9 protein-coding genes are annotated in these 11,406 nt (G+C 72.5%); 3 read left to right on the top strand and 6 right to left on the bottom strand.

All coding sequences use genetic code 11. From position 1 onward, the window contains the following. Nucleotides 1-57 precede the first annotated feature (57 nt). Genes ACWEN3_RS30705 through deoC form a run of 3 tightly spaced genes read right to left on the bottom strand, consistent with a single transcriptional unit; the run spans nucleotide 58 to nucleotide 3,336 of the window. Nucleotides 58-942 (bottom strand): aldehyde dehydrogenase family protein, encoded by an 885-nt coding sequence (locus tag ACWEN3_RS30705; protein WP_452977205.1) that lies wholly within the window; start codon nucleotides 940-942, stop codon nucleotides 58-60. Next, entirely contained in the window at nucleotides 935-2,371 is a 1,437-nt protein-coding gene (locus tag ACWEN3_RS30700; RefSeq protein WP_452977203.1) for an aldehyde dehydrogenase family protein, read from the bottom strand. Before ACWEN3_RS30700 ends, ACWEN3_RS30705 begins: the two co-directional genes overlap by 8 nt. 5 nt (nucleotides 2,372-2,376) lie before the next feature. After that, nucleotides 2,377-3,336 (bottom strand): deoxyribose-phosphate aldolase, encoded by a 960-nt coding sequence (gene deoC, locus ACWEN3_RS30695; protein WP_452977200.1) that lies wholly within the window; start codon nucleotides 3,334-3,336, stop codon nucleotides 2,377-2,379. Nucleotides 3,337-3,473: 137 nt separating this feature from the next. On the opposite strand from deoC, the gene ACWEN3_RS30690 reads away from it, so the two are divergent. Further along, nucleotides 3,474-4,193 carry a PH domain-containing protein gene (locus tag ACWEN3_RS30690; RefSeq protein ID WP_452977197.1) on the top strand — a complete coding sequence of 240 codons (720 nt, stop codon included), beginning with the start codon at nucleotides 3,474-3,476 and terminating at the stop codon, nucleotides 4,191-4,193. Nucleotides 4,194-4,738: 545 nt separating this feature from the next. Here the strand turns inward: ACWEN3_RS30690 and ACWEN3_RS30685 are convergent. The 3 genes from ACWEN3_RS30685 to ACWEN3_RS30675 all read right to left on the bottom strand — a co-directional run bounded on the left by ACWEN3_RS30685 (nucleotide 4,739) and on the right by ACWEN3_RS30675 (nucleotide 7,899). Further along, nucleotides 4,739-6,385 (bottom strand): phospho-sugar mutase, encoded by a 1,647-nt coding sequence (locus tag ACWEN3_RS30685; protein WP_452977194.1) that lies wholly within the window; start codon nucleotides 6,383-6,385, stop codon nucleotides 4,739-4,741. A 115-nt stretch (nucleotides 6,386-6,500) separates the two neighbouring features. Further along, on the bottom strand, nucleotides 6,501-7,325 hold the full coding sequence (locus tag ACWEN3_RS30680; protein WP_452977191.1) for a purine-nucleoside phosphorylase: 825 nt from the start codon (nucleotides 7,323-7,325) through the stop codon (nucleotides 6,501-6,503). Between the two features lie 136 nt (nucleotides 7,326-7,461). Next, nucleotides 7,462-7,899, bottom strand: coding sequence for a gamma-glutamylcyclotransferase (locus ACWEN3_RS30675; RefSeq protein WP_452977188.1), 438 nt, complete (start codon nucleotides 7,897-7,899; stop codon nucleotides 7,462-7,464). 95 nt (nucleotides 7,900-7,994) lie between these two features. Between ACWEN3_RS30675 and ACWEN3_RS30670 the strand changes: the two genes are divergently transcribed. Continuing rightward, on the top strand, nucleotides 7,995-9,443 hold the full coding sequence (locus ACWEN3_RS30670; protein ID WP_452977186.1) for an NAD(P)H-quinone dehydrogenase: 1,449 nt from the start codon (nucleotides 7,995-7,997) through the stop codon (nucleotides 9,441-9,443). 202 nt (nucleotides 9,444-9,645) lie between these two features. Beyond that, the gene (locus ACWEN3_RS30665; RefSeq protein WP_452977183.1) at nucleotides 9,646-10,557 is read left to right on the top strand and encodes a DeoR/GlpR family DNA-binding transcription regulator; all 912 of its coding nucleotides are present in this window, start codon (nucleotides 9,646-9,648) and stop codon (nucleotides 10,555-10,557) included. The last annotated feature ends 849 nt before the right edge of the window (nucleotides 10,558-11,406 follow it).

Here is an 11,406-nt window from a genome sequence, read left to right as displayed (position 1 = left end):
GACGCCGTGGCCCGCCTCGACGCCCTGGAGGCCGACCTCACGCGCGCGGTGGCCCCGTCAGTAGGAGGAACCGGACGCGCCCAGCGAGCCCGTCGGGTGCCAGACCGTCTTCGTCTCCAGGAACGCCGTCATCCGGTCGATGCCCGGCGTCTCGAAGTAGTCCACAGGCTGTGGACGAAGGACGCGCTTCAGGTTGTCCGCCGCCGCGATCTCCAGTTCCTTCGCCAGCCCCTCGTCGGCGCCCGCGAGGTCGATCGCGTTGACGTCCTGGTGCGCGGCCAGCGGCGCCGCGATCTCGGCCGTACGGCCGGACAGGACGTTGACCACGCCACCCGGGACGTCGGAGGTGGCCAGCACCTCGCCGAGGGACAGCGCGGGCAGCGGGGCCTTCTCGGAGGCGACCACGACGGCCGTGTTGCCGGTGGCGATCACCGGGGCGAGCACCGAGACCAGGCCCAGGAACGACGACTCCTGCGGGGCCAGCACGGCGACCACACCGGTCGGCTCCGGCGAGGACAGGTTGAAGAACGGGCCCGCCACCGGGTTGGCGCCGCCGATCACCTGGGCGATCTTGTCGGTCCAGCCGGCGTACCAGACCCAGCGGTCGATCGTCGCGTCCACGACCGCGGCGGCCTTCGACTTGGACAGGCCCTCGGCTTCGGCGACCTCACGGACGAACTGGTCCCTGCGGCCCTCCAGCATCTCCGCGACGCGGTAGAGGACCTGGCCGCGGTTGTAGGCGGTCGCGCCGGACCAGCCGCCGAACGCCTTGCGCGCGGCGACCACCGCGTCCCGGGCGTCCTTGCGCGAGGACAGGGGAGCGTTGGCCAGCCAGTTGCCCTTCGAGTCCGTCACCTCGTACACCCGGCCGCTCTCGGAACGCGGGAACTTCCCGCCGACGTACAGCTTGTAGGTCTTGAAGACAGTGAGCCGATCAGACATCGAGGTACGCCTCCAGGCCGTGGCGGCCGCCCTCGCGGCCGAAGCCCGACTCCTTGTAACCGCCGAACGGCGAGGTCGGGTCGAACTTGTTGAACGTGTTGGACCAGACGACACCGGCGCGCAGCTTGCCGGCGACGGCGAGGATCCGGGAGCCCTTCTCGGTCCAGATGCCCGCCGACAGGCCGTACTGCGTGTTGTTCGCCTTGGCGACCGCCTCGTCGGGGGTGCGGAAGGTGAGGACCGACAGCACCGGGCCGAAGATCTCGTCGCGGGCGATGGTGTGCGCCTGGGTGACGTTCGTGAAGAGCGTCGGGGCGAACCAGTAGCCGGAGGAGGGCAGTTCGCAGGCCGGGGACCAGCGCTCGGCGCCCTCCGCCTCGCCCCGCTCGGCGAGCGAGGTGATCCGGGCCAGCTGCTCGGCGGAGTTGATCGCGCCGATGTCGGTGTTCTTGTCCAGCGGGTCGCCGAGGCGCAGCGTGGACAGGCGGCGCTTCAGGGCGTCCAGCAGCTCGTCCCGGACCGACTCCTGGACGAGCAGGCGGCTGCCCGCGCAGCAGACCTGGCCCTGGTTGAAGAAGATGCCGGTGACGATGCCCTCGACGGCCTGGTCGATCGGGGCGTCGTCGAAGACGATGTTGGCGCCCTTGCCGCCCAGTTCCAGGGTGAGCTTCTTCCGCGTGCCGGCGACCGTGCGGGCGATCTGCTTGCCGACGGCGGTGGAGCCGGTGAAGGCCACCTTGTTCACGTCCGGGTGCGCGACGAGCGCGGCGCCCGCGTCGCCGTAGCCCGGGAGGATGTTGACGACACCCTTGGGCAGGCCCGCCTGGCGGCAGATGTCCGCGAAGAACAGCGCCGAGAGCGGGGTGGTCTCCGCCGGCTTGAGGACGACCGTGTTGCCGGCCGCGAGCGCCGGGGCGATCTTCCACGCCAGCATCAGCAGCGGGAAGTTCCAGGGGATGACCTGGCCGGCCACGCCCAGCGGCCGGGGGTCGGCGCCGAAGCCGGCGTGGCCGAGCTTGTCGGCCCAGCCCGCGTAGTAGAAGAAGTGCGCGGCGACCAGCGGGAGGTCCGCGTCGCGGGTCTCCTTGATCGGCTTGCCGTTGTCCAGCGTCTCCAGGACGGCCAGCTCGCGGCTGCGCTCCTGGACGATGCGGGCGATGCGGAACAGGTACTTGGCGCGCTCGGAGCCGGGCAGCGCCGACCACTTCTCGAACGCCTTGCGGGCCGCCTTCACGGCGCGGTCGACGTCCTCGGGACCCGCCTGCGCGACCTCGGAGAGGACCTCCTCCGTCGACGGCGAGACGGTCTTGAAGACCTTGCCGTCCGCGGCCTCGGTGAACTCACCGTCGATGAACAGGCCGTACGAGGGCGCGATGTCGACGATCGAGCGGGACTCGGGCGCTGGTGCGTACTCGAATGCGGATGCCATGGTGATCAGTCCACCGTTACGTAGTCGGGGCCGGAGTAGCGGCCGGTGGCCAGCTTCTGACGCTGCATCAGCAGATCGTTCAGGAGCGAGGAGGCGCCGAAGCGGAACCAGTGGTTGTCCAGCCAGTCCTCGCCGGCCGTCTCGTTGACGAGGACGAGGAACTTGATGGCGTCCTTGGTGGTGCGGATGCCGCCGGCCGGCTTCACGCCGACCTGGATGCCGGTCTGGGCGCGGAAGTCGCGCACCGCCTCCAGCATCAGCAGGGTGTTGGCGGGGGTGGCGTTGACCGCGACCTTGCCCGTGGAGGTCTTGATGAAGTCGGCGCCGGCCAGCATGCCGAGCCAGGAGGCGCGGCGGATGTTGTCGTACGTCGACAGCTCGCCGGTCTCGAAGATGACCTTCAGCCGGGCGCTCGTCCCGCAGGCCTCCTTCACGGCGACGATCTCGTCGTACACCTTCAGGTACTTGCCCGCGAGGAACGCGCCACGGTCGATGACCATGTCGATCTCGTCGGCGCCCGCGGCGACGGCGTCGCGGACGTCGGCCAGCTTCACGTCGAGGGCGGCGCGGCCGGCCGGGAAGGCGGTGGCGACCGAGGCGACCTTCACGCCGGAACCGGCGACGGCCTCCTTGGCGACGGCCACCATGTCGGGGTAGACGCAGACGGCCGCCGTGGTCGGGGTCGTCCGGTCCGTCGGGTCGGGGTGGACCGCCTTGGCGCCGAGCGCCCGGACCTTGCCCGGGGTGTCCGCGCCTTCCAGCGTCGTCAGGTCGACCATCGAGATGGCGAGGTCGATGGCGTACGCCTTCGCGGTGGTCTTGATGGAACGGGTGCCCAGAGACGCGGCGCGCGCCTCCAGGCCGACCGCGTCGACGCCGGGCAGCCCGTGCAGGAAGCGGCGCAGCGTGCTGTCGGACGCGGTGACGTCGGCGAGAGCGTTGGCTGGGGGTGCAGTGGTGGGCATGGTCACCAGACGAGCATATCTACGCGCGTAGCTGCTGTACACCCCGGACGCTCAACTCGGCCCTTGTCGATCACGGATGAGCGCCGGTACCGGGGCGCGTGGCGGCGCCCGCGGGCGCGTCATGCACAATCGGGGCCATGACGACCCCGGACCACCAGTCACCCGCGTCACAGCCTCCGGTGCCCTCCGCCAAGGACCGGATCTACCGCTCGCCCATGGCGCTCGCGGGCGGCGTGCTGCTGCTCGCGATCGTCGCGTGGCTGGGCTTCGACGCGCTGTTCCGCGGCCACGGCCGCACCCCGTGGCTGGCGCTCGCCGGAATGATCCTGGTCTTTCCGCTGGTGATCGCCTTCACGATCCGCCCCGCCGTCTTCGCGAACGAGGAGCGGCTGCGGATCCGGAACCCGTTCCGGGTGATCACCGTGCCCTGGGGCCAGGTCGAGTATCTGCGCTCCAGCTTCTCCAACGAGGTCGTCGCGAAGTCCGGCGCCAAGTACCAGCTGTGGGCCGTCCCGGTCTCGCTGCGGGCCCGCAAGCGTGCCGAGCGCCGCCAGGCCCGGGCGGCGGCGGACGCGGCCCGGGGGAGCTCGGCCACCGGCCGGATCGGCGGGCTCGGGGCGGGCGGCTTCAGCCCCGGTGGCTTCGGCTTCGGCGGCGGGTTCGGCCAGCGCGACGACACCGCCGGGCCGACCCGGGCGGAGACCGACAAGGTCATGGACGACCTGCGCGACCTCCTGGACCGCCGCGCCGACGCGGAGCCGGCCCAGGGCGAGATCACGGTCCGCTGGGCCTACGAGGTGGCCGCGCCCGCCGTGGCGGGGGCCATCCTGCTGGCGATTCTGCTTGCCATGGGGTGAGCGCGGGGCGCTGGCCTCGGGGTGAGTGCCGGGTGCCGAGGGCTCGCGGGTGTGCGGCTCTGGGTGGGTGCCGAGGGCTCGCCGGGCGCGGGCACGAGGTGAGGGCCAGGTGCTGTGGACTCGCGGGGCGCTGGCGTGACTGAGTGGCGAGCGCTGAGGGCTCCGTCCGGGGGTGCTTGGTTACGGCCGACCATGGCCGCCGCTCGTACGGATACGTGTACGGGCTGCGGGCCGGGTGCCGAGGGTGCGCGGGTATGCCTGCACATGGTGAGTGCGGGGCGCTCCGGGTTTGCCGGGGGGCTGGCACCGGCTGAGGGCGGGGCGTCCGGGCTCGCCGGGGTTGTCTGCATGGCCCCGTGCTGAGGGCTTGTCCGGAGCGTCTGGTCACGAGCCGACCGTGGCCGCCGCTCGTACGGATACGGATGCGGGCTGCGGGCCGGGTGCCGAGGGTGCGCCGTGGCCCACACCAGCCGGCGTATGTCTGCAGTCCGAACCGCCGGGTGCCGTGGGGCGCCCGGCGGTTCGGTCGTGGCGGCGGTCCGGTGTCAGATGCCGGCCGCTGTCGACAGGTCCTGCTTGACGGACTCCAGGAGGCGCGTCGCGCGGGCGCGGGCGGCCGGGAGGCCGGCGTGCGTGGCGACCGGAACGACGACCTCCAGGTAGCACTTCAGCTTGGGCTCCGTGCCGCTGGGGCGGACGATGACGCGGGCGCCCTCCAGGGTGTAGCGCAGGCCGTCCGTGGGCGGCAGCCGGTCCGTGCCCCGGGTCAGGTCCTCGGCGCGGGTGATGGCCAGGCCGGCCAGCTCGGTCGGGGGCTGCTCCCGCAGGCGGCGCATCGCGTCGGCGATCACGGAGAGGTCCTCGACCCGGACCGAGAGCTGGTCGGTGGCGTGCAGGCCGTGCTCGACGGCGAGGTCGTCGAGCAGGTCGAGCAGGGTCCGGCCCTCTTCCTTCAGCACCGAGGCCAGCTCCGTGATCAGCAGCGCGGCGGTGATGCCGTCCTTGTCGCGCACGCCCTCCGGGTCCACGCAGTAGCCGAGGGCCTCCTCGTAGCCGTACCGCAGGCCGTCCACGCGGGCGATCCACTTGAAGCCGGTGAGCGTCTCCTCGTACGGCAGGCCGGCCTTCTCGGCGATCCGGCCGAGGAGGGACGAGGAGACGATCGACTCCGCGAAGGTGCCGGTCGCTCCGCGCCGTACCAGGTGCGCGGCGAGCAGGGCGCCGACCTCGTCGCCGCGCAGCATCCGCCAGTCGGCCCCGTCCTTCACGGCGACGGCGCAGCGGTCGGCGTCGGGGTCGTTGGCGATGACGAGGTCCGGGTCGGTCGCACGGGCCCGCGCGAACGCCAGGTCCATCGCGCCCGGCTCCTCCGGGTTGGGGAAGGCCACCGTCGGGAAGTCCGGGTCCGGGTCGGCCTGCTCGGCCACCAGCGCCGGCTCGGGGAAGCCGGCGCGGGCGAACGCGGCCACCAGCACGTCCCGGCCGACGCCGTGCATGGCCGTGTAGACCGTGCGGGCGGTGCGCGGGGAACCGGCGGCGAGGACGGCGTCGGTACGGGCCAGGTAGGCGTCCAGGACCGCGTCGTCCAGGGTCTCCCAGCCGCTGTCCGGTCGGGGTACGTCGTGCAGGGAGGCGATCGCGTCGATCTCGGCGGCGATCCCCGCGTCGGCGGGCGGCACGATCTGGGAGCCGTCGCCGAGGTACACCTTGTAGCCGTTGTCCCGGGGCGGGTTGTGGCTGGCGGTGACCTCCACGCCCGCGACCGCGCCCAGGTGCCTTGTCGCGAAGGCCAGGACGGGGGTGGGCAGCGGACGGGGGAGCACGGCGGCGCGCAGGCCGGCGCCGGTCATCACGGCGGCGGTGTCCCGGGCGAAGTCGGCGGACTTGTGGCGGGCGTCGTAGCCGATGACGACGAGGCCGGCGTTCTCGTCCCCGTGCGGGGTGCCGTTCTTCTTCAGGTACGCGGCGAGACCGGCGGCCGCGCGGATGACGACGCCGCGGTTCATGCGCATGGGACCGGCGCCGAGCTCGCCGCGCAGGCCCGCGGTGCCGAACTGGAGGGTGCCGCTGAAGCGGACCGACAGTTCCTTGACGTCGCCTGCGTCGATCAGCCGGGAGAGCTCCTCACGGGTCTCCGCGTCGGGGTCCTCGGCGAGCCATGCCTCGGCCCTGCTGATGAGATCGTCGTGCACCTTGGGATCAACCTCTCCTAGTCATCGCCGAGGGCTCCGCCCCCGGACCCCCGTGTGCCCACCCGCCCCTCCGGGACCGTCGGCCGGGAAGCGGGCGGGCGGAACAGCAGGCCGCTTACAGCTTGCCCAGCACCTGGCCGAGCAGCGCGCCCATACGCGCCGCGGAGTCGCGGCCCGCCTGGAGGACCTCCTCGTGGTTGAGGGGCTCGCCGGTCATGCCGGCGGCGAGGTTGGTCACCAGGGAGATGCCCAGCACCTCGGCGCCCGCCTCACGCGCGGCGATGGCCTCCAGGACCGTGGACATGCCGACCAGGTCCGCGCCGATGACGCGGGCCATGCGGATCTCGGCCGGGGTCTCGTAGTGCGGGCCGGGGAACTGCGCGTAGACGCCCTCCTCCAGGGAGGGGTCGATCTCCTTGCACAGGGTGCGCAGGCGCGGCGAGTAGAGGTCGGTCAGGTCGACGAAGTTGGCGCCCACGATCGGCGAGGTGGCCGTCAGGTTGATGTGGTCGCTGATCAGGACCGGCTGACCGGGACGCATGCCCTCGCGCAGGCCGCCGCAGCCGTTGGTGAGGACCACGGTCTTGCAGCCGGCGGCGACGGCGGTGCGCACGCCGTGCGCGACCGCGGCGACGCCGCGGCCCTCGTAGTAGTGGGTGCGGCCGAGGAAGACCAGGGCGCGCTTGTCACCGAAGGAGTACGAGCGGATCTTGCCGCCGTGACCCTCGACGGCCGGCGGCGGGAAGCCGGGCAGCTCGGTGACCTGGAACTCGGCGTCGGGCGCGCCCAGGGCGTCGACGGCCGGAGCCCAGCCGGAGCCCATCACGAGGGCGACGTCGTGGGTCTCGGCGCCGGTGAGTTCGCGCAGGCGCGCGGCGGCGGCGTCGGCGGCGGCGTAGGGGTCGCCCTGGATGTCGTCCGGAAGAAGAGATGCGTTCACGGGACTGAGGGTAGCCGGTCTTCGCCTACGCGCGTAGATGACAGAGCTCACGGGATTGGGATCGTTGTCTTGTCGTTTTCGACGAGGCAGGGCCTACTTGCCGCGGGCGCGGCCGGATCCGTCCGGGCCGACGCCGTCAGCAGGGTCGTTTGCGCAGTTCCATCACATAGTCGTGGGGCGCCCCGGCGGACTCCGCCGCGTCGGCGACCTCGCCCAGGTAGCGCGCCGACGGCAGACCGCCCTCGTAGCCGTTGAGGACGTACGTCCAGGCGGACTCCTCGCCGTCCAGGGTGTGCACCCGGACCCGCACGCGCCGGTAGATGCCGAGGCCCACGCCCTCCCACCGGTCGAGCGACTCCTCGTCCATGGGTGCGATGTCGTAGAGGCCGACGAAGACCTGTGCCAGCGGCTCCTCGACGATCGTCGCCAGCGCGCCCTCCCAGCCGAGCTGCTCGCCGCCGAAGGTCAGCCGCCAGTCGTTCAGCCAGCCCGTGGCGCGCAGCGGGGAGTGCGGGGCACGGCGGGACATCAGCCGCGCGTCGAGGTTGCCGGCGTACGCGGCATAGAGCGACATGGGGAGAGGGTACGGCAGGGCCGCGCGGGCCTCTCCCGCCCCTGGAACGATCCCGTGCCGCCCCCGGGCAGTAGCACCTTGAAGCGTGCGGGACAATGGAGTACGTGACTCGGATCGTGATCATCGGTGGCGGACCCGGCGGATACGAAGCGGCGCTGGTGGGCGCCCAGCTCGGCGCGGAGGTGACCGTCGTCGACTGCGACGGTCTGGGCGGAGCGTCGGTACTGACCGACTGCGTGCCGTCGAAGACCCTTATCGCTACGGCCGAGGTCATGACGACCTTCGACTCGTCGTACGAGGAACTCGGCATCATCGTCGCCGACGACACCCCGCCGCTGGAGCAGGCGGCCCGGGTGGTCGGCGTGGACCTGGGGAAGGTCAACCGCCGGGTGAAGCGGCTGGCCCTCGCGCAGTCCCACGACATCACCGCCTCCGTCACCCGCGCCGGCGCCCGGGTCATGCGCGGCCGCGCCCGGCTGGACGGCATGCAGGCCCTCGACGGGTCCCGCAAGGTCGTCGTCACCGCCGCCGACGGCACCGAGGAGACCCTCACCGCCGACGCCGTCCTCATCGCCACCGGCGGTCACCCGCGCGAGCTGCCCGACGCCCAGCCCGACGGCGAGCGCATCCTCAACTGGACCCAGGTCTACGACCTCGACGAGCTGCCGGACGAGCTGATCGTGGTCGGCTCCGGCGTGACCGGTGCCGAGTTCGCCGGCGCCTACCAGGCGCTGGGGTCGAAGGTGACCCTCGTCTCGTCCCGGGACCGCGTGCTGCCGGGCGAGGACCCGGACGCGGCCGCCGTCCTGGAGGACGTCTTCCGCCGCCGCGGCATGAACGTCATGGCCCGCTCCCGCGCGCAGTCCGCCAAGCGGGTCGGCGACCGGGTCGAGGTGACGCTGGCCGACGGCCGGGTCATCAGCGGCACGCACTGCCTCATGGCCGTCGGCGCCGTCCCGAACAGCGCGGGCCTGGGCCTGGAGGAGGCCGGCGTGAAGCTGCGTGAGTCGGGTCACATCTGGACCGACAAGGTGTCGCGCACGACCGCCCCCGGTGTCTACGCGGCCGGTGACGTGACCGGCGTCTTCGCGCTCGCGTCCGTCGCCGCCATGCAGGGGCGCATCGCCATGTACCACTTCCTGGGCGACGCGGTGGCCCCGCTGAACCTGAAGACGGTCTCCTCGAACGTCTTCACCGACCCCGAGATCGCCACCGTCGGCTACACGCAGGCGGACGTGGACGCGGGCAAGATCGACGCCCGGGTCGTCAAGCTGCCCCTGCTGCGCAACCCGCGCGCCAAGATGCAGGGCATCCGGGACGGCTTCGTGAAGATCTTCTGCCGTCCGGGTACGGGCATCGTCGTCGGCGGTGTCGTCGTGGCGCCCCGCGCCTCGGAACTCATCCACCCCATCTCGATCGCCGTCGACAACAATCTGACGGTCGAACAGATCGCGAACGCCTTCACGGTGTACCCCTCTCTTTCGGGGTCGATCGCGGAGGTCGCCCGGCAGCTCCACACCCGCAAGGCGACCGGCGAGGCCTGACGGTCGGGGTGAACTTCCCGCTGGTCACGGGGAGTTGTCGAGCATGCGTGCGGCATAGTCGGGGCGGGTAACCCCTATACCACCTCCCGCCCTACCATGCGAACAACTTCTGTTATTCGGCGCAAACTGCTGAAACCAGACGGTCGCTGGGGTTACTGTCAGTTTCGTGTTCGCTGCTGAACGTCGCCAATTGATCCTCGAAATGGTGCGAGCGAACGGTGCCGTGTCGCTCCGTGAACTCGCCCGCGTCGTCCAGACCTCCGAAGTGACCGTACGGCGGGACGTGCGGGCACTGGAGGCAGAAGGACTCCTCGACCGCCGGCACGGCGGTGCGGTACTGCCCGGTGGGTTCACGCGAGAGTCGGGCTTCCCGCAGAAGTCCCATCTCGCTACCGCCGAGAAGACGGCCATCGCCGACCTCGCCGCGGGCCTCGTCGAAGAAGGCGAGGCCATCGTGGTCGGCGCGGGTACCACCACACAGGAGCTGGCCCGTCGGCTCGCGCGGGTGCCCGGACTGACCGTCGTCACCAACTCCCTGCTGGTGGCACAGGCGTTGGCCCATGCCAACCGGGTGGAGGTCGTGATGACCGGCGGCACCCTGCGTGGCTCCAACTACGCCCTCGTCGGCTCCGGAGCCGAACAGTCCCTCCAGGGACTGCGCGTGTCGAAGGCCTTCCTGTCCGGGAGCGGGCTCACCGCCGAGCGCGGGCTGTCCACGTCCAACATGCTCTCTGCGTCCGTCGACCGGGCGCTGGTGCAGGCCGCCGCCGAGGTCGTGGTCCTCGCCGACCACACCAAGCTGGGCACCGACACGATGTTCCAGACCGTGCCGACCGACCTCATCACCCGGCTGGTCACCGACGAGCCGCCCGGCCACGACGACCGTGCCGCCACCGAGTTGCAGGCCCTCGCCGACCAGGGGGTGCAGATCGCCGTGGCCGGGGCGAGCGGGAACCAGGGGGGTGAGCAGGTCCCGGCGGCACGGCGCGCTCCGCTGCCGGGGCCGCGCAGGGGCCAGGTGCCCGGCGGGGCGCTGCGGACGGCCTCGGTGCTGGGAGGGGAGCAGCCGACGGGCTCGGAGCGGGGCCGGGTCGCCGACCTGCGGCGCCGCTGACCGCCACCGCGGGTCCGTCCCGGCAGCACGCGAAGCCGGGCGCACGGCATCCGCGTCAGCGGCTGCCCCAGGCCCCGCTCGCCCGCCGGCCCACCCGGCGCGGCGGCCTGCCGGCTTGGTCGGCCAGGGCCCGTACCGTCGCCGCCCATTCATCCGTGGTGGCCACCCTCGCGTGGCAACGGACCGCGGTCAGGGCGACCGGAGCCGCGCCCGTGACGGCAGGCACCGTCGGCGCGGTGGCCTGTCGGCGAGGTCGGCCAGGGCCCGTACGTCGCGACCCATTCGTCCCTGGCGGTCACCGCCGCGTGGTGCTGGACCGGGATGGGGCGACCAGAGCCGCGCCCGTGAGACCGGGACCGGCGGGTCGGCCCGGTCGGCGGCCTGCCGGCGAGGTCGGCCAGGGCGTATACCGTCGCCGCCCATTCGTTCGTGGCAGCCACCCCCGCGTGGCACCGGAGGGCGACCAGAGCCGCGCCCGCCCGTCGGGCCCGTAGGCCACCGGCGTGTGGCCGTACGGCAGGGCCACGAAGAAGTTGGTGTTCGTCCTGTTTCCGGGGCCGCGCCGGGCGGTGGCGGAGGGCGGCTCGGGTTCTCGTGAGCGGGACCGTCGGATGGGCGCCGCCGCCGGGCTCCTGCGTCCCGTAGCGCCGCTCGTACACCGGGGAGGCCGGCCACGGCGCTTACCACCTCCAGAAGGCGGTACAGGGGCGTTGAGGGGCGGGACGGCCGCGGCCAGGGGGAGCGGCGCGCCGTGGGCCGCCGACTCGGCCGGGGAACGGGGTCGGCCCCGGTCGCCCTTGGGCAGGGCCTGGACGACGGTGATGCGCGGGCTCGGCGCCGGCTCCTCGG

Source organism: Streptomyces sp. NPDC004561 (assembly GCF_053602155.1).
The sequence above is the reverse complement of the archived record's forward strand: the minus strand, read 5'-3'. Positions and strand labels throughout refer to the sequence as shown.

What these genes read in the sequence shown, in the direction of transcription:
- ACWEN3_RS30705 (WP_452977205.1), bottom strand. Translation starts at nt 942, where the DNA reads ATGTCTGATCGGCTCACTGTCTTCAAGACCTACAAGCTGTACGTCGGC.
- ACWEN3_RS30700 (WP_452977203.1), bottom strand. Translation starts at nt 2,371, where the DNA reads ATGGCATCCGCATTCGAGTACGCACCAGCGCCCGAGTCCCGCTCGATC.
- deoC (WP_452977200.1), bottom strand. Translation starts at nt 3,336, where the DNA reads ATGCCCACCACTGCACCCCCAGCCAACGCTCTCGCCGACGTCACCGCG.
- ACWEN3_RS30690 (WP_452977197.1), top strand. Translation starts at nt 3,474, where the DNA reads ATGACGACCCCGGACCACCAGTCACCCGCGTCACAGCCTCCGGTGCCC.
- ACWEN3_RS30675 (WP_452977188.1), bottom strand. Translation starts at nt 7,899, where the DNA reads ATGTCGCTCTATGCCGCGTACGCCGGCAACCTCGACGCGCGGCTGATG.
- ACWEN3_RS30670 (WP_452977186.1), top strand. Translation starts at nt 7,995, where the DNA reads ATGGAGTACGTGACTCGGATCGTGATCATCGGTGGCGGACCCGGCGGA.
- ACWEN3_RS30665 (WP_452977183.1), top strand. Translation starts at nt 9,646, where the DNA reads ATGGTGCGAGCGAACGGTGCCGTGTCGCTCCGTGAACTCGCCCGCGTC.